Origin of the sequence: Flavobacterium luteum, from assembly GCF_008806775.1 — a bacterium.
Lineage (GTDB): Bacteria > Bacteroidota > Bacteroidia > Flavobacteriales > Flavobacteriaceae > Flavobacterium > Flavobacterium luteum.
In genome coordinates this window covers 483,013-502,572 of record NZ_WAEM01000002.1, presented here as the reverse complement: position 1 = coordinate 502,572, position 19,560 = coordinate 483,013, and the positions used below count along the sequence as shown (strand labels likewise).

14 protein-coding genes are annotated in these 19,560 nt (G+C 31.7%); 5 read left to right on the top strand and 9 right to left on the bottom strand.

Translation table 11 applies throughout. The annotated features are described in order from the left end of the window. The first annotated feature begins 151 nt into the window (after positions 1 to 151). A complete protein-coding gene (locus tag F6464_RS06050; protein WP_151106904.1) occupies positions 152 to 1,189 on the top strand; it encodes an aldo/keto reductase in 1,038 nt (345 codons plus the stop codon). A 7-nt stretch (positions 1,190 to 1,196) separates the two neighbouring features. On the opposite strand, the gene F6464_RS14730 is transcribed toward F6464_RS06050, so the two are convergent. From F6464_RS14730 to panC, 9 genes are all read right to left on the bottom strand, one after another. Further along, entirely contained in the window at positions 1,197 to 2,261 is a 1,065-nt protein-coding gene (locus F6464_RS14730; RefSeq protein WP_262714076.1) for a PQQ-dependent sugar dehydrogenase, read from the bottom strand. After that, positions 2,258 to 2,575: a PQQ-dependent sugar dehydrogenase gene (locus F6464_RS14725; protein ID WP_262714075.1), complete on the bottom strand. Its 318-nt coding sequence runs from the start codon at positions 2,573 to 2,575 to the stop codon at positions 2,258 to 2,260. The genes F6464_RS14730 and F6464_RS14725 overlap by 4 nt, the downstream gene beginning before the upstream one ends. A 57-nt stretch (positions 2,576 to 2,632) precedes the next feature. Further along, positions 2,633 to 4,252, bottom strand: a complete 1,620-nt coding sequence (locus tag F6464_RS06040; RefSeq protein WP_151106903.1) for a DUF4139 domain-containing protein — start codon at positions 4,250 to 4,252, stop codon at positions 2,633 to 2,635. An 18-nt stretch (positions 4,253 to 4,270) separates the two neighbouring features. Next, the gene (locus F6464_RS06035) at positions 4,271 to 6,226 is read right to left on the bottom strand and encodes a transglycosylase domain-containing protein (RefSeq protein ID WP_151106902.1); all 1,956 of its coding nucleotides are present in this window, start codon (positions 6,224 to 6,226) and stop codon (positions 4,271 to 4,273) included. Positions 6,227 to 6,255: 29 nt separating this feature from the next. Next, entirely contained in the window at positions 6,256 to 7,617 is a 1,362-nt protein-coding gene (radA, locus tag F6464_RS06030; protein ID WP_151106901.1) for a DNA repair protein RadA, read from the bottom strand. A gap of 8 nt (positions 7,618 to 7,625) precedes the next feature. Continuing rightward, positions 7,626 to 8,768, bottom strand: a complete 1,143-nt coding sequence (locus F6464_RS06025) for an alpha/beta hydrolase (protein ID WP_151106900.1) — start codon at positions 8,766 to 8,768, stop codon at positions 7,626 to 7,628. 123 nt (positions 8,769 to 8,891) lie between these two features. Next, on the bottom strand, positions 8,892 to 10,112 hold the full coding sequence (locus tag F6464_RS06020; RefSeq protein WP_151106899.1) for an alpha/beta hydrolase: 1,221 nt from the start codon (positions 10,110 to 10,112) through the stop codon (positions 8,892 to 8,894). 54 nt (positions 10,113 to 10,166) lie between these two features. Continuing rightward, positions 10,167 to 11,129 (bottom strand): lysylphosphatidylglycerol synthase transmembrane domain-containing protein, encoded by a 963-nt coding sequence (locus F6464_RS06015; RefSeq protein WP_151106898.1) that lies wholly within the window; start codon positions 11,127 to 11,129, stop codon positions 10,167 to 10,169. 65 nt (positions 11,130 to 11,194) lie between these two features. Next, a complete protein-coding gene (gene panC / locus F6464_RS06010) occupies positions 11,195 to 12,043 on the bottom strand; it encodes a pantoate--beta-alanine ligase (protein WP_151106897.1) in 849 nt (282 codons plus the stop codon). A 107-nt stretch (positions 12,044 to 12,150) separates the two neighbouring features. On the opposite strand from panC, the gene F6464_RS06005 reads away from it, so the two are divergent. The 4 genes from F6464_RS06005 (at position 12,151) to F6464_RS05990 (ending at position 19,536) form a co-directional block, all read left to right on the top strand. After that, on the top strand, positions 12,151 to 12,957 hold the full coding sequence (locus tag F6464_RS06005) for a glycogen/starch synthase (RefSeq protein ID WP_151107133.1): 807 nt from the start codon (positions 12,151 to 12,153) through the stop codon (positions 12,955 to 12,957). A 21-nt stretch (positions 12,958 to 12,978) separates the two neighbouring features. Further along, complete coding sequence (locus F6464_RS06000; RefSeq protein WP_151106896.1) at positions 12,979 to 14,529, top strand: DUF4270 domain-containing protein; 1,551 nt, start codon at positions 12,979 to 12,981, stop codon at positions 14,527 to 14,529. An 8-nt stretch (positions 14,530 to 14,537) separates the two neighbouring features. Then, positions 14,538 to 16,382: a glutamine--fructose-6-phosphate transaminase (isomerizing) gene (gene glmS / locus F6464_RS05995; RefSeq protein WP_151106895.1), complete on the top strand. Its 1,845-nt coding sequence runs from the start codon at positions 14,538 to 14,540 to the stop codon at positions 16,380 to 16,382. A 271-nt stretch (positions 16,383 to 16,653) separates the two neighbouring features. Then, on the top strand, positions 16,654 to 19,536 hold the full coding sequence (locus tag F6464_RS05990; RefSeq protein ID WP_151106894.1) for a TonB-dependent receptor: 2,883 nt from the start codon (positions 16,654 to 16,656) through the stop codon (positions 19,534 to 19,536). The last annotated feature ends 24 nt before the right edge of the window (positions 19,537 to 19,560 follow it).

Sequence of the window (19,560 nt, the reverse complement as noted above, 5' to 3'; positions counted from 1 at the left end):
CAAACCTTTTTATATTAATAGAAAATCTATAGAATGAAACTCTTTTAAAAAAGGATCAGTTTAATTCTTTTCTCTAAAAAAAGTGTTAACTAAAAACACAACCTCTAACTTAATTTTATATTTGCTGTTCTAAATTTAATTGCAAAACAAAATGATATACACAACCCTACCCAATACGAATATAGAAGTAAGTAAAATTTGCTTAGGAACCATGACTTTTGGCGAACAAAATACCGAAGCCGAAGGACATGCTCAAATGGATTTTGCTTTAGAAAAAGGCATTAATTTTTTTGATACTGCCGAAATGTATTCGGTACCTGGAAGAAAAGAAACCTATGGTAGTACAGAGAAAATAATAGGTACGTGGTTTAAAAAATCTGGAAATAGAGATAAAGTAATCTTGGCTTCTAAAATCGCTGGTCCTAATCCAGGTCTAGCATACATTAGAGAAAACATGGATTTTTCTCCGGCAAGTATTGCCTTATCTATAGAAAAAAGCTTAACGCGTTTGCAAACAGAGTATATCGATTTGTATCAATTGCATTGGCCGGAACGAAAAACTAATTTTTTCGGACAACGTGTTTTTAAAGTACAAGATGATGGGTGGGAAGATAATATTCACAATGTTTTAGAAACATTAGAAGGTTTTATAAAACAAGGAAAAATAAATCATATCGGTATTTCAAACGAGACACCTTGGGGAATCATGCGGTATTTAGAAGAAAGTAAATACCACAATTTGCCGAGAATAAAAACCATTCAAAATCCGTATTCATTGTTGAGCCGATTGTTTGAAAATGGCTCTTCTGAAGTTTGTATGCGAGAAAATGTTGGTTTACTGGCTTATTCTCCGTTAGCTTTTGGAGTATTATCAGGTAAATTCTTAACGGGTGAAAGCCATCCAAAAGCTAGGATTACTTTGTTTCCACAATTTTCAAGATACAATAGTGTTCAATGTGCACAGGCAACTAAGCTTTACCAAGAAGTTGCTCATAAAAATGGTTTATCATTAACTCAAATGGCTTTAGCATTTGTAAACCAACAGCTTTTTGTAACAAGTAATATTATTGGAGCCACTAATTTAGAACAATTAGAAGAAAACATTAATTCGATTGATGTTACGCTTTCTAATGAAATAATAAGTGATATAAATGCTATTCATAATACAATTCCTGATCCAGCACCATAAAAAAAACTTAGTTAATTAGCAATTTAGCATTGTGTTTTATTCCTGAGTTTTCTTTTATAGTTACAATATACATTCCTTTTTGAAGAGAATCGGTGTTTATTGTTTTTGAATTATTTTGTAATGTAATATTCAAAACCACTTTTCCTAAAACATTAGTTATTTTTAACATTGAAGGAAATTGAATTGAATTTGTTTTTATATAAAACTCTTTATTTGCAGGGTTTGGATATAGTTCTATATCATTTTTATCAAATAAATTAATTGCAAGAGAGGTATCTTCTATTTTATAGATTGTGCCAGCACTTAAACTTGCTACATATAGTTCTCCATCACTGTCTTCGCCAAAAGTACTGAAATTTGCACCCGCAAATGCTTGAGTCCATTTAATCACGGCATCAGAATTCAATAGTCCTATCTTGTTGCTGCAATAATCGGCAAAGAAATATTTTCCTTTAAAATTAGAAAATTTAGAACCGTTATAAACGTAACCGCCAGTTATAGAACAACCTAAAGTATGGTCATATTGAGCAATAGGAAAAGTGTAGTTTATCGGTAGAGCTGAACAACCGGAATATACTGAATTTCCTTCAAAACAATTCCAACCATAATTTAAACCTGCAATAGTTGAGTTCACTTTATTTATTTCCTCAATTTGTTTTTGACCCACATCTGCAATCCACAAATCTCCATTTGTTTTGTCGAATGAAAATTTCCAAGGATTTCGTAAACCGACAGCCCAAATCTCCTTCCGAAAAGTCAGATCTCCAGCATAAGGATTGGTAGATGGAATTCCATACGGCAAAGTGGAGTCGACATCTATTCGGAGCATTTTTCCTAATAATTCATTCGGATTTTGCGATCTATTTCCAGGATCACCTGAACTTCCACCATCTCCCATTCCTATATACAAAAAACCATCTGGACCAAACTTTATGCTGCCACCATTGTGGTTGTTAAAGGGCTGATTTACTGTTAATATGATACTTGAGCTAGAAACATCTGCAACATTTGAATCAGCAGAAACACTATATCTAGCAATTACGGTATGACCCGATGTATTGGTATAATTCACGAAAAAAAGCCGTTAGTATCATAGTTAGGATGAAAAGTTAATCCTAACAATCCTCTTTCTCCGCCTGTAGATATAGTTGCATTAGTTAGTGTTAGAAAAGGAGTAGCATTAGTAATTCCGTTTGGGTTTACAATCTTTATTTTACCTCCTTGTTCTACAATAAATAATCGAGAGTCATTATTAGGATGGGCAATTTCAACTGGGCTAATAAAACCCGTTGCAAAAGAAGTTAGACCTATATTTTGTGAATACGTAAAAAAAGAGAAGATAGAAATTAAAAATATAAAAATAGTTTTCATAACTCTATGATTCATACACATAAAGGTATAAAATAAATTTTAAATAAATGTAAATAACTAAATTATAATACTTTATAAGTTTCCTATGCTTTTGTCTTTTGGATATTTAACTTTGTAACTCAGTCGTATTTTTTTAGTTTCATTGGGTTTTAAATCTAAATCCCAAGTTAAAATCCCTGTTTCAGAATTTATTTTAGCCGAACTACTTTCTTGCAATTCTATTTCAATTTCTTTATCAGGGCTTAAAGGATATTGGTCTTTTAAGAACATTTGAACCGCTTCTTTTTTGTTGTTTCTAACTGTAATATCATAGGTAAAAGTTTGTTCTTTTTTTGAAGATAGAAATTTGGTTCCTGATTTATCGACTACTTTCTCGCGTTTAATGGAAATTTTCTTGTCTCTTCCCATGCTTAAATTCAGAGTGTCAGAAGTTTGATTAGGATTGATAAACGTTTTTCCTACATACAGACCTTCAAATATAATATTGGCTTCACCTTGAAGTAAATTGTATTTAGAATAGTCTTTTATTTCGGCTAATAAAAAGGCTTCTTTTTCGACTCTTGGCGCAGCATAATATTTGTAGGTTGCAGGCAATTTTATTTCTTTTAAGGCTACACTATGCGCTTTTCCGTTTGATAAAATATCATAAGGAATATCAATATCGAAAGAAATATTAAGTTGGTTCTCTGAAATTGTTGTGTAGTTGGAAACAGAAGAAACATCAGCATTTACAGCATCAACAGCTAAAGCAGTTCGAGGAGCATTACCTTGAATCTGATTCATAACACTTTTTTGCTTGTATTCATATTGATTTTGAAAACTGTATTGTAACCACCACGCATTTAAAATTGGCACTTGATTGTTTTGATTCGGATTGCCACTAGACAATGTTAATTTTACTTTTTTCCAATCAATTCCAGTATTCTGAACTACTTGTGCTTTATACATCATGTTCATGGGTTCTAAAATGCTGTTGGCACGCAAATCATAAAACGGACTCCATGAGGCATAGTCAGAGATGTAATTTATATCTAAATCTACTGGTCCTGCCAATTCATTCATAACCTGAAGAATTAATTTTCCTTTTGATGTTTTTTCTTCGTTTTTAGTATTAATCTCAAGTCTAGCATTTAATTTAGCCAACAGCTCATTAAGTTTAATTGCCTTCTCGTCTAAAGTGTCATAAGTATTACTTACCTCGGTTCGTTTGGGTTTATAGTAATCAACCATTTTCATTAATTCAGTTACATTCAACCCAGAATTCAGACCAGAAATTTGCTGATTTTTATCTAATAATTCAATGGCTTTAGCTTCAGAGTCTCTTGCGTTTTCTACTCTTTGTATTTCCTTTTTTACCAAATTAATACTGTCACGTACTTTTTTTATGGCTGGATTGTTTTCGTTTAATTCATATTCTGAAATGTAATTATTGGTAAATTGAACCGAAAGTACTGTTATGTTTGATGGAGCACCAATTTGAATGGTGTTTTCATTCAAATAATCGGCTACATTTTTCACTACAATTTCGCTAGTTCCTTTTGGTAACAATACTGATGTAGATTGTGAAAGTTCAACAGAATTAAAATAAACCGTTGCTGCTTTTACTTTAGCCGTCGTAAAAATTGATTTTTGTGAAAAAACAATATTCGAAATAAAAAGCATTACAAGTAATGAAAAAGCGGTTGTTTTCATGAGTCAGTTTTTTAAAAATTAGAAAGAAAATTCCTCAATAGAAGTAGAATCAATTTGTATGGTATCTTTTATTTCGGTTTTTATAAACGAATTAGCACGTCCCGAAACATATATAGGCATTTGATTGATTGTGTCATCAGGAATAATTATTCCGCGTCGCATCATGATATTTTTTAGATATTTTTCCTTGTTAACAGCAAACGATTTTAAGTTTCCTTCTGAATTAAATTGATACATAAAATTTCGAGGACTCGGAATAATATTGGCTAAAAACAAACACTCATTTAGGGTTAATTGGTCTGGGCTTTTTTCGAAATAAAACTGAGAAGCTTCACCAATTCCATATACATTTGGTCCCCATTCAATAATATTAAAATACACTTCTAGCATGCGCTCTTTACTTACAATTCTATTGTTTTCAAGAATATAAACGAGTAAAATTTCTTCCAGTTTTCGAGATAATGTTTTTTCACGAGTTAAAAAGGCATTTTTTATCAGCTGCATACTAATGGTACTGCCTCCTCTAGAAAATTTCTTGGTTCGAATGTTTTTCGCAATCGATTGTCTGAATGCTTCCGTAATAAATCCTTTATGCGAAAAGAAAGATGGATCTTCGGTGGTGAGTACTGATTTTCTTAAATAGGGAGAAATTGCATTTAATGGTGTATAGTTTGGATTGGCTTGACCTACTAATATAGGTCTTTGTAAAACGTTTTTAATGATGGCGCGATAAATGAATTCTCCGTTAAGTTTGTTCAAATTAGCTTCGCCATATTTTGTGATTTTTAAATTTTCTTTATTCAATTTACTGTCAAAAACTATAGCATTTGGTTTGTTTTTATTAAACATAAAATCCAACTTATAATCGAAGGTTCCAGCTGCTTCCATGCCATAAAAATGAGTAAATAATCCTTCGGGCAATGAAGAGATAAAATCTTGAGCTTTCATTTTAGGAATGGCAATTTTTAAGGTATAAATTTTATCGGTTTCGTTGTTATAAGAAACATAGGGTTTGAATTTTAATGCGTTTAATTGTGCTGTGGAATTACTATCTATGGCAATAAAATTTTCACCAAATAGGAATTGGTAATCAAATCGAGCGTTTTTAATCACAACATCTTTACTAGCAATTTTAGGATGATTAATCGTAAAATTAGTAATAGTTGTAAAACCATCTACATGCAATTCTCCACTATCCATATCAATCTTGCTGACATTCAATCGAATAGAATCGAAGCTGGATTTGATGTTGAATCGTTCATCAAAATACGGGACTTTTATTTTCCCGGTATCTACATTAAAGAAACGAATATCGGTTTGTTTGTTCCTAGGATCGGCGAACCCTTTTATGCTCCAGTTTTGAATAAAAGTATTGGTTTGAACTCTAATTGTACTTTCGAGTTGCTTATCTACCAGTTGAAGTTTTTTTAAACTCAATGTGGCTTTTTTGCCCATGTCATCCATGCGCAAAGTAAGATTCTCTAAATGCATGTCGGTTGGTACTAAATTTAAAGTTCTGTTTAGAATTTTATAGACCAATCTAGCATAATTAGTTTTTTCGCCTGTATCAACAGTGTCTTTCTTTTTGGGTAAAAAAGCATCAAAATTGCGACCTTTTTTGTTTTTTACTAATTGAACAAATCCGTTTTTTGCTTCTAATTTTTCAATTTGAATCGTTCCTGTGAGTAAATGCCAAAAATTGATTTTTGTTTTAAGAGTTTCTATTCGGAAAAGTGTATCTGCTTTTTTTGGAACCAATAAAACATCTTCCATTTCAACTCCTGTAATGCCTTCAAAATGTGCTTTCCTGATTGAAAAATTACTATCGTAATCACTTTCCATCTTATGAGATATTTGGACTATTGTTTTTTGCAACAGTGCATCACGAAATACAAAAAGCGCAATAATAATGAAAACAAAAAGGACACTAATGATTTTAGCGATTAGGAATATTTTTTGTTTTTTAGTTCTCATTTATAGTTTTGTAATCCAATAATTAAAATTTACCCAAACAATTCACTTGCTACATCTTCAATTTTAGAAACCAATCTAATTTTTATAAACGTATTTTTTAAAGAAATCTTATTGTACTTAGATACAAAAATGGTCGAAAACCCTAATTTTTCTGCTTCTTGAATGCGCTGGTCGACACGATTTATAGGACGGATTTCACCAGAAAGTCCAACTTCGCCGGCAAAACAATACCCTTCTCCTATTGGAATATCTTCATTTGAGGATAAAATAGCGGCAACAACAGCCAAGTCAATTGCTGGGTCATCTATGGAGATACCTCCAGTAATATTCAAAAAAACATCTTTTGTTCCCAGACGAAATCCTGCACGTTTCTCTAAAACGGCTAAAATCATATTCAGCCTTTTGGCATTATAACCTGTAGTGCTTCGTTGTGGAGTTCCGTATACTGCCGTACTTACTAATGCTTGAATTTCAATCATTAAGGGTCGCATGCCTTCTAGAGTAGAGGCAATTGCAGTACCTGAAAGCGTAACGTCTTTATGCGAAATTAATATTTCGGAAGGATTCGAAACTTCTCTTAAACCACTTCCTAGCATTTCATAAATTCCTAATTCAGCAGTAGAACCAAAACGATTTTTTAAGGAACGTAAAATGCGATATACATGATTCCTATCGCCTTCAAATTGTAAAACGGTATCTACCATGTGTTCTAAAATTTTAGGACCAGCAATGTTTCCGTCTTTAGTTATATGTCCAATTAAAATAACTGGAATATTGGTTTCTTTAGCAAATTTTATCAATTCGGCAGTAGTTTCTCTAATTTGAGAAATGCTTCCAGGCGAAGCTTCAATATATTCTGTATGTAAAGTTTGAATGGAATCGATGATGACAATTTCAGGCTCAATATCTTGAATTTGTCTAAAAATATTTTGTGTTTTGGTTTCAGTTAGAATGTAACAATTGTCAGTATTTGATGTAATTCGTTCTGCTCGCATTTTTATTTGCTTCTGACTTTCTTCACCGGAAACATACAAGGTTTTATAAGGTAATTTAAGAGAAATTTGAAGCAATAAAGTGCTTTTTCCTATTCCGGGTTCGCCTCCTAAAAGAATTAGAGAACCAGGAACTATTCCGCCTCCGAGTACTCTATTCAATTCGCCATCACAAGTATCCATTCGGATTTCTTGGGCAGAATCGATTTCATTTATTTTTAAAGGTTTTGAAGCTTTTTTGGTTTCTGAACTAGCTGATTTCCAAACCGATTTTTCTTCTTTTTGAATAATTTCTTCGGCAATGGTATTCCATTCTTTACAGGAATTGCATTGACCTTGCCATTTGGCGTATTGAGCTCCACAATTTTGACAAAAAAAAGAAGTTTTTATTTTAGACATATTAGATTTTACTGATTCTTGAGTTCATCTGCTTTATCTAACATAATTTGTGTCGTTAAATCTCTTATTTCTTCTTTTAGATAAGCTCCTTGGTATGTTTTAGACGCTTTTTTAAAATCCCCTTTCTTTTCATACATCAGTGCTAAATAAAAATCACTCAACATGGATTTGGGATAATCTCTTTTGGCTAAATCAGATAAATCTTTAAATTCATCATAGGTTTTGTTTTTTAAAATAGCAGCTTCAATTGCCCTATAATCGTTAATTCGTATAGGCATATTAATACTCAAAGTTTTTTTAATAATTTCATATTTATTAACTAAGTAATCAACATGACCATTAGGGAGTTTTACAATAACTTCTAAAAATTCTTTTATAGAAATTGGACTATATTTTGCAAAGAAAGAGCTTAAAGCTTTTGGTATAGAGATTGAAACCATCGAATAATGATTTTCTCCTTTAAAATTATTAAACTTATAATCTAATTTTGAATTAGAAACAGAACCCACAACACTATCTAGTTCTTTAATACTAGTTTGCATTTTTTTTATATCACCATCAGCTGTGGATAAGTAATAGAAAATAGGTTTTTCAATAACCGAGAGTCTTTTAGGAATCTCTTGTATCATTCCTTTTGCAAGTATGGGACTCATAGAAATGTACCCATCAAATAAGGGGACATCCTTATATAAATAAAAATTTAAAAACCCGGCAGTAGTGTCATGACCTGCAATAATTTTGAAGGGCGCAATTCGGTATTTTTCTTGAATATAAGGTATTAATTCCAGCCCAATAAACTCAAAAAAAGCGCTTCCCTGATCAATAGGGAGGCCAGTATTTTCTCCGTAAGTACTATCTGATTCTCTTTCGTTATTTTTGTTTTGACTAATTCCGACAGTAATGGTCTCTGGCAAATCATCCCAATATGCACCGTATCTTAAAGCTCCTAAAAACGGGTCAAACAAATAATCGCCATCTAGTATGATGATTAATGGATATTTTTTATTTGGATTTTGCTCGTAGGATTTAGGCAGTCCAATAGTAATTTCCCTTTCTCCGTTAAGTTTCAAAGAAGGGTACATTATTTTAGTTACTTGCCCGAAGTTACATGCAGAATATATAGTAAGAAGGAGTAAAAATAATTTTCTCATACTTTATTGAATGTTCTATTTTTATGGCTTTAAAATAATTAGCAAGGTAATAAAAAATTTCTTTTTATTTTATGAGGGTAAAAAAAACGAATCTTGTTTTGATTTATATTATAGTTGGTACTACTACTCAGTCTTTTTTTCTTCTATAGGTTGTTCTATAATTGGTTCAGTTTGTTCTCCAACTTTAGCATCTTTACTAGGGATTAAGCTTTTTAATTCTTCTGATTTATCAAACATCATGTTTTTTGTCAAACTTCCAATTTCATCTTTTTGAAAAGCACTTAGATAAGCTTTAGCCGCTTTTTTTAAATCATTTGTTTTTTCGTACATCATTGCTAAATGATAGTCACTTAGCATTGTTTTTGGATAATTTTTCTTTGCTAATTCTGCTAACGTTTGAAACTCGGCATAGGCTTTGTTTTTAAGAATTGCTGCTTCGATTGCTTTAAAATCATTGATACGAATGGGCATTTTTATGTTTAATGTTTTTTCTAAAACATCATATTTATTATTTAAATAGTCTACATAGCCTGACTGTAGCACAACTATTTTATCTAAAAATTCTGAACTTGAAATAGGTTTATAAGCATCGAAAATTTGATATAATGCATTTGGAATAGACTTTAAAACTAAAGAATAATGATTGGATTCTTTAAAATCATCAAATCTGTAATTTAAGCTTGGTTTTTTGATTTGATTTGCTAAATGGTCTAAATCTTTAATGTTTTTTTGTTCTTTTTTTATATCTCCATCTGCTGTAGATTGATAATAAAAAATGGGTTGTTCTATGAATGCTAACCGTTCTGAAATTTGCTCTATCATGCCTGATTTTAATTCAGGGCTTAGTGAGATGTAAGCATTAAAAAGCGGTTGATCTTTATAAAGATACGAATTTAGAAAACCAGCTGTTACATCATGACCTGCAATAATTCTGAAAGGGGTAGTTCTATATTTTTTTTGGATATAAGGAATTAATTCTAAACCAATAAATTCATAAAATTTTTCTCCTTTATCAATCGGCAATCCATTAGCGTTATCAGTAGCGCAATCTGCTTCTCGCTCATTATTTTTATTTTGATTAATACCAATAATGATAACTTCTGGGAGATCATCCCAATATGCGCCATAATTTAGCGCTCCTTGAAACGGATCAAACAAATAATCACCATCGAGTAAGATTAATAAAGGATATTTTTTTTCGGGATTTTTATCATAAAACATAGGTAATCCAATAGTAATTTCTCTCTCTTCATTAAGCTTTGAAGAAGCAATCATTTCTGTGGTTTTTTGGCACAAAACCTTAGAAACACTAATGCAAATAAGAAATAAAAATATTTTTTTCATCTGGTTTGTGGTATTTCTTTTAACAGCAATAAAATAGTTTACTAATATAAACAATTATTTATTGTTATTAAATATTGGTAAAAATAAAAATGACAAAACACCAAGAATTAAAACCAGTAGCATCTGGGAACTCCACACAATCCAGCCAAAAGCATTTCCAGCCGTTTCAGAAATGGAATAAAAAAGTAAAATTTTGGATATTAAAAAGGGATATGATCCTAAACCACTGTTTGTAAAAGATATTGCTACACTACCAACTACAAAAGCGGTCATTATAGCTCCAACAGATAAATTACTTGTTTGTGGAATTACAAAAAGAGTGATGTAGAATGTAAATAAATAAGAGAACCAAATAAAAGCAGTATGAAAAAAATAAGCCGCTTTCTTTTTAATGTGAAGAATACTTAAAAAACCTTCTTTTAGTCCTGAAACTTTTTCTTTTAGGGTGAGAACCCATTTTCTTCTCGAGTATAAATACGTTCTTAATAAAATAAAGAATAATAAAACAATCAAGACTACTAAAAACAATAATTTTTTTAGCGGAATTTTATCTAGAATAAATGTTTTAACTATGTCAAATTGCAAAAAAACGGCTAGCATCATAAAAAATAGTAAAACAATCATATCTATAATCCGTTCTGCAACTATAGATCCAAAGCCTTTGTCAAAAGGAACATTTTCATATTTTTTTAATATAACAGCTCTCGAAATTTCACCTGATTTTGGCACAGTTAAATTAAGTAAATACCCAATGTTAACAGCCATAAAATTATTGTAAAATGAAGTTGAATACCCCATTTGCTCTAAAGCAAACTTCCATCTATAGGCTCTTGAAGCATTTCCAAGAAAAGCTACAACCAAGCCTGCGTATATATAGGAATAATCAGCATTCTTAAAGTACCCTTTTATTTCAAGAATTTGTTCAGGGGTAAACTTTTCGTAGGTATAAACAATTAAAAAAAGGCCTAGTAAAATAGGAAGCAAAATAGAGAGCCATTTACTGATGTTCTTCTTCAAAAGATTCTAATATAATTGTAAATCAGGATTTGTTTTGCTTCTTAAATTTATTAGGGCAAAAGTAATTAATTTAATGAAATGGTATCAATTAATCTTATGTTGTTCACATAAACGGCTATGAAAGCTCTGTAATTTGTAGTTGTATTTATTATTTTGCAGGGTAATAGAAATGTTTCATCAGCTATCTGAAAATATTCTAATTTTAAGTTAGGGACATTCTTAAATTGTTCTTTAACCCAATTAGAGATAGATAAAACACTTTCCGTTTTAAATTTTATTTTCACCTGCTGAATGGTTTTGTAAATTAAGGCTGCTTCATTTTTTTCTTCCTCACTTAGGCGTTCATTTCTAGAACTCATAGCCAGTCCGTTAGGTTCTCTAAAAACAGGACAGATAATAACATTAACAGGAATATTGAGCGTTTTAACCAGCTTTTTTATTATTAATACTTGTTGAAAATCTTTCTCCCCAAAATAGGCGTTTGTTGGTTTTACAATGTTAAATAATCGTTTTACAACTGTGCCTACACCGTTAAAATGCCCTGGTCTAAACTGTCCTTCCATTGTGTTTTCTAAGCCGTCAAAATTAAAATGTTCAGGCACTGCTCCTTTCTCATAAATATCATCAACAGTTGGAGCATAAATGATTACTTTACTTGATATGGATTTAATTTTCTCGACATCCTTTTCCAACGTTCTCGGGTAGTTCGACAAATCATTCGGATTGTTAAATTGCGTGGGATTAACAAACACACTAACAACTGTTAATTCATTATTAAGCAATGATTCCTTTATTAATGACAAATGCCCCAAATGCAAGGCTCCCATTGTTGGAACAAAACCAATAGTCACTTTATCGCCTGCTATTGTTGACAAATATGTTGTTAACTGAAGTTTTTTGTAGAAAATTAACATGTGTTTATTTTTGAAATAAGTGCAAACATAAGTTTTTAGTTATTAACTGCATAAAATTTTGTAAATTTGCACTGTTTTTGTTGACAATAAGTAAAGTAAATTACAATATGGAGGATAAGAGGATATTATACGTATCATCTGAAGTGGTGCCCTATCTAGCGGAAAATGAAGTGTCATTAATGTCTTATGATGTTCCTAAAATGATCAACGATCAAGGAGGACAAATAAGAATTTTCATGCCAAGGTATGGAAATATTAATGAAAGGAGACATCAATTGCATGAGGTAATTCGATTGTCTGGAATGAATTTGGTGGTAAATGATTTAGACATGCCTCTAATCATTAAAGTAGCATCGATACCTAAAGAACGCATTCAGGTTTACTTCATAGATAACGACGAATATTTCAAAAGGAAAGCAACTTTTACAGATGAAGAGGGTGTTTTATATCCAGATAATGATGAAAGAGCCATTTTTTTTGCAAAAGGAGTGGTAGAAACGGTTAAGAAACTCAACTGGGTTCCTGATATTATTCATGTTCACGGATGGATGGCTGCAATGTTACCCATTTATATGAAACATTATTACAAAGATGAAGCGTTATTTGCTCATACTAAAATAATAACATCGGTTTATAGCCAGTCTTTTGAAGGTGCTTTAGATATTGAAATGATTAACAAAGTTAAGTTTGACAATGTTCCTTTAGATGCGATTGCTCATTTAGAATTGCCAAACTATGAGAATGTAATTAAAGCCTCCATACTTCATTCAGATGCACTAATTGTAGCATCAGACAATTTATCTTCAAGTTTAACAGAATTTATAGAATCTTCGGGTAAACCTTTTTTACCTTTCACTCCAAAAGATAAATTCGTTGAGGCGTATACTAATTTTTACAAAACTACGCTATTATAAAATAATTATTTAAAGTCAAGCATGAACAATAATTCATTTAAAAGTTACATTCTTTTTGCTCTAACAACTATTTTTTTTGCTTCTTGTGATAAAGATTTTAACGGAATAGGAACTGATATCATTGGCGATGATAATTTTGAAATTAAACAATTCGAAAAAAGTGTTGTTGCTTTCAATCAAAATTTAGGTCCAGTACAATCTAATAATCTCCCTATAAACGCTTTAGGGATTTATAATAACCCAGCCTTTGGAGAAACTACTGCAAATTTTGCGACTCAAGTAGTTTTACAAACAGTAAATCCTACTATAGATGTTGCTTTAAAACCAGAGATTGAGAGTGTTGTTTTATACATTCCTTATTTTAGCATAAAAACAAAACTTAAAGAAGATGGAGTAGGCGGAATTTATGAATTAGATTCAATTTACGGACCTGCAGCGTCAAAAATTAAACTAGGCATATATGAATCTGGATATTATATGAGAGATTTTGATCCAGCAACTCAAGACAGTCAAGTTTATAACACTAATCAAAACAGTCTTTTTGATAATGTAAAAGGACAGCTTTTATATACTAACGAGGAGTTTGTTTTTAGTGATGCTGAACTAACGGAAATAAATTCAGAAACCAAAGAAGTAACTGCAAGAAAATCTCCTGGTATTGAACTAACACTAAACAAGGATTTTTTTACCGAAAAAATAATTAATGCTTCACCAGGAAAGTTAACTACTAATGATGTTTTTAAAAATTATTTTAGAGGTTTGTATTTTAAAGTAGAAAAGTCAGGAACTTCCTCGCAATTAGCTTTAATCGATTTTAGAAAAGGTACCATAACCGTAAAGTATAAAGAGAACAAATCACTTACCGAAACAGATGAAAAAGATAGAGTTTCGAAATCTATTGTGTTAAATTTAACTGGAAATTCAGTAAATTTGTTTCAGAACAATTACTCTCAGAGTTATATTGATGGAATAACATCTCCAAATACAACAGACGGTGATGAGAAGTTATATTTAAAGGGAGGCGAAGGTTCAATGGGGGTAATTAATATTTTTAAAGATAATGAATTAGATTTGTTAAGAACAAACAAATGGCTTATTAATGATGCTATTCTAACGTTTACTATTGATGCAACTACTATGGCAAACGCAAGTGAGCCAAATAGAATCTATTTGTATGATTTAAACAACAAAAAACAATTACTAGATTATACTTTTGATTCATCTTTAGGTTCGTCTTCTAAGTTTAATAAAAATACTCATGGAGGAATAATTGAAAAAGAAACAGTTAGCAAACGAGGAATACGATACAAAATCAGATTAACAAACCATATCAGGAATTTAATAAGTAATGATACAGTTACTAATGTAAAATTGGGATTGGTAGTTACAGAAAACATTGCAGATGTTAGTAATAAAAAATTAGCAACGCCAGTTTTTGCTGGAAACATAAAACAAATACCAACATCTTCAGTAATAAATCCTTTGGGAACAGTTTTATTTGGAACGAATCCAAAATCTGAAGATCAAGACAAAAGATTGAAATTTGAAATTTATTATACAAAACCTAATTAACTAAAATTATGTGCGGAATAGTAGGATACATAGGACATAGAGAAGCATACCCAATTATTATAAAAGGGCTAAAACGATTAGAATACAGAGGATATGATAGTGCAGGATTAATCTTGTATGATGGGATAGATTTAAAACTTTCTAAAACTAAAGGTAAAGTTTCTGATTTGGAAGAAATTTCAAAAGAAATTTCTACAAATGGAACTATAGGAATGGGACACACTCGTTGGGCTACTCACGGAGTGCCTAATGATGTAAACTCGCACCCACATATGTCAAACTCTGGTAATTTAGCAATAATTCACAACGGAATTATAGAAAATTATGAGCCGTTAAAAAAAGAATTAATCAAAAGAGGATATGTTTTTCATTCAGATACTGATACTGAAGTTTTAGTTAACTTAATTGAAGAAGTTCAGAAAAAAGAAAAATTAAAGCTTGGAAAAGCCGTTCAAGTTGCCTTAAATCAAGTGGTTGGTGCTTATGCAATTTGCGTGTTTGACAAACAAAACCCAGATGAAATAATAGTTGCACGTTTAGGAAGTCCGTTAGCAATAGGTGTAGGAGAAAACGAATTTTTTATAGCTTCTGATGCGTCACCTTTTATTGAATATACATCAAATGCGATTTATTTAGAAGATGAGGAGATGGCAATTGTTAGTTTAGACAAGCCTTTAAAAATTAGAAAAATTAAAGATGATACTCTAGTGGATCCTTATATTCAGGAATTACAAATGAATTTAGAGCAGATCGAAAAAGGGGGTTATGATCATTTCATGCTTAAGGAAATTTACGAACAGCCTAATGTAATAAAAGACACTTATAGAGGAAGGCTTCATGCCAATCAAGGCCTAATTCAAATGGCAGGTATAGAAGATAATTTAGAAAAGTTCTTAAATGCTGATAGAATTATAATAGTAGCTTGCGGAACATCTTGGCATGCTGGTTTAGTAGCTGAATATATTATAGAGGAATTTGCAAGAATTTCTGTTGAGGTGGAGTACGCTTCTGAATTTAGATATAGAAATCCAATTATTAATAAGAATGATGTAGTGATTGCAATATCTCAATCAGGAGAAACCGCTGATACTCTTGCCGCAATTAAATTAGCGAAAGAAAAAGGAGCTTTTGTATTTGGTGTTTGTAATGTTGTAGGTTCTTCAATATCTAGAGAAACTCATGCAGGTGCTTATACACATGCAGGGCCAGAAATTGGAGTTGCTTCTACAAAAGCATTCACTACTCAAATAACAGTTTTAACCATGATAGCTTTGCGCTTAGCTAAAGCCAAAGGAACACTTTCAAATTCAGATTTCCACAGGTATTTACAAGAGTTAGAACTTATACCAGAGAAAGTTGCTGAGGCATTAACTACAAATGATAAAGCAAAAGAAATTGCTACAAAATTTAAAGATGCTCCTAATTGTTTGTATTTAGGTAGAGGGTATAATTTCCCAGTAGCTTTAGAAGGAGCTTTGAAGCTTAAAGAGATTTCTTATATTCATGCAGAAGGTTATCCTGCTGCAGAAATGAAACACGGCCCAATTGCTTTAATAGATGAACATATGCCAGTAGTCGTGATTGCTCCTAAACAAGGGCATTATGATAAGGTGGTAAGTAATATCCAAGAAATTAAATCAAGAAGCGGCAAAATTATTGCTGTTGTCACAAAAGGCGACACTCAAGTTCGTGAATTAGCAGATTATGTTATAGAAATTCCAGATACATCTGATGCTTTATCTCCCTTATTAACTACAATTCCCTTACAATTACTATCCTATCATATTGCGGTATTAAGAGGTTGTAATGTCGATCAGCCAAGAAATTTAGCTAAATCAGTCACGGTTGAATAGTTAAAGTTTTAAATATTTTAATGATAACGTCTCGATATATCGGGACGTTTTTTTTGCTATAAATGTAAATTCAGCATCAAATAATAGGCATGCATAGTATTTTTTTTAGGCTTATTCTTAAAATGTCAATAAAAGTTTAGTTTTTCTTAAAATGAGAAATGTTTAATATAATTCATTAATTAATATAAAATTATAAATTAACCGTTCTAATTTTTATTAATTTCAAAAATATTTGTATTTTGGCTTCATAAACCAACAAAATTTAAACTAAATGAAAGTGTATTTGTATATTTTGTCGTTGTTTTTTTGCGGTATAACTTACTCGCAAAGTACAATTACAGGCGTTGTTAAAGATGGCAATAAAAAGCCAATTCCTGGAGCCAATATTAAAATTATCGGAGATTCAGCAGGAACAGTTACCGACCAAGAAGGTAATTTTGTGTTAAACACCTCTAAAAATCCTCCTTATACTATAGAGGTTTCTAGTGTTGGTTATGGAACTAAGAAAATAGAAATTAAATCAAAAAATCAAAAAGTTAGCGTAAACCTTGATGATGAAGAAACGTTATTAAATGAAATCGTAGTTTCCGCTTCTAGAACCCCTGAGAGAGTTAGGGAATCCCCAGTAACTATTGAAAGATTTACAATTAAAGATGTAAAAAGAGCTGCTGCACCTTCATTTTATGACGGATTAGAGAATCTAAAAGAAGTTCAAATGAATACCAGTAGTTTGTCTTTTAAATCAATAAATACTCGTGGTTTTGCAACAGTTGCTAATACTAGATTTTTACAATTAGTAGACGGAATGGACAATTCCTCTCCTTTATTAAACTTTGTTTTAGGAAATTTAATAGGTGTTTCTGAAATTGATGTGCAAAGCGTAGAACTACTACCGGGAGCATCGTCTGCTTTATATGGTGCAAACGCCTTTAATGGAATTTTGTTCATGACTAGTCAAAGCCCTTTTACCAGTCAAGGTATTACAGCTTATGCTAAATACGGAAATACAAGTCAAAAGGCAGCAGGAACCAATGATTTTTATGATTATGGAGTAAGAGTAGCAAAAGCTCTCACGCCTCATTTTGCGGCAAAAGCTAACTTTACTTTTATGAAAGGTACCGATTGGTACGCTACCAATTACAATGGTCTAACTAAAAGCGGCGATGAAGTCATAGGAGTAAATAGAACTGACCCTAGCTACAACGGTGTCAACGTTTACGGAGACGAAGCCTTTCTAAACCTTAAAAACAGAAATGCTTTTGGCTCATCTGCTTACAATTTATTGCCAAATATTGACATCTCGCGAACAGGATATAACGAAACTGACCTTACTGAAAGTTTGGTGAAAAACGCAAAAATGGATTTCTCTTTACACTTTAAACCATGGGCAAATTCAGAAAAGCTTAAAGATGTAGAAATGATATGGCAATCTAAATTTGGTATAGGGAACTCAGTATATCAAGGCGCCAGTCGATACAATTTAAATGGGTTTTTTATGCAACAGCATAAAATTGAATTTAAAGGGAAAAATTTCTTTGTAAGAGGATATACTACTACTGAAGATGGAGGAAGATCTTATGACATGACTTTTACAGCATTAAACATCAATAGAGCTTGGAAATCTGATACACAATGGTTTAAGGATTATGGCTCGGCATATGGTAATGCTACTTTAGGGTTGGTACCAGGAACTGGTACTACACCTGCAGAAGCACATGCTTATGCAAGAAGTAAAGCCGATACAGGTAGATTATTACCAGGTACACCAGAGTTTAAAGAGGCTTTCAACAGAGTTATTGCCAATCCAGATGTTTTAAAAGGATCGAAATTAGTAGATAATTCTCATATATATCATTCAGATGCTAATTATAATTTTAGGGATATTATAAAACCAGTTGAAATTCAAGTAGGCGGTTCCTATAGAGTATATGATTTAAACTCTTTTGGCAGAATTTATACAGATGATGTAGGGTCAATTAGATACAATGAATATGGGGTTTATACTCAAGCACAGAAAAAATTAATGAATGATAAGTTAAAACTAACTGGGTCTATTCGATATGACAAAGCTAAAAACTTTGACGGAAACTATTCTCCAAGATTGTCTTTTGTATATGCATTAGATGAACAAAAGAATCACAACATTAGAGGGTCTTTTCAAACGGGTTTCCGTAATCCAACAACTCAAGACCAATATATAGGATTTGATATTGGTCCAAGAGCTTTAGTTGGATCTGCTCCTGACAATTTAGACCGTTATACTGAAGTTAGAGGTGGAGATCCTGACAACAATAATGAAATATCTGCTGCGGGGCAAACAGTATTAGGAATTGGGCCAACAGGTACAATAACTTTATCTGGTCGTGATGCTTATGAAAATTCTTTTACGGAGAGATCTTATTTTGCATTTGACGATGCTTATAGAGCTGGACCGCCTTCAGGTTTAGCAGATGCCGCCGAGAATTTGGTCAAAGCGAATGTGCCTATTGTTAAACCAGAACAAGTTAAAGCTTTTGATCTAGGGTATAGAGGCACAATTAAAGGTTTTGCATTGGATATCAATGGATATTATAATATTTATAATGATTTTATTGGAGGATTTAATGTTGTTACTCCTTATTATGGAAATGCCGAAACAAACCCAACCGATTTTTCAGATAATTCCGCAACCAAAGCACTTGTAAATAGAGATGTTAGAACCTATCAAGTATACACCAATACGAGTCTAACGGTAAAATCTCTTGGATTTGGTTTAGGATTATCTAAAAAAGTGTATAAAGACTTTGAACTTAGTGGAAACTACAATTATGCTCAATTTGATTTCGATCAAGCAAAAGACCCTGACTTTGAAGCTAGTTTCAATACGCCTAAGCACAGAGTAAAAGCAACGCTAGGCAATGATAAATTATTTAAAAATTTTGGAATTTCAGTTAGTGGAAGATGGAATTCAGAATACATTTGGGAATCGACTTTTGCAGATGGTATTATTAAAGAAGCAACCGTTATTGATATGCAAGCCAATTATAGTTTGACTAATTTAAAATCAATTATCAAAATAGGCGCAACAAATCTAGGAGGTAAAGAGTACGGTCAGGTTCTAGGAGCTGGACTTATAGGTCAACAATATTTTGTTTCATGGACAATTACCCCATAAATAAACCAATAATACTTAAATTTA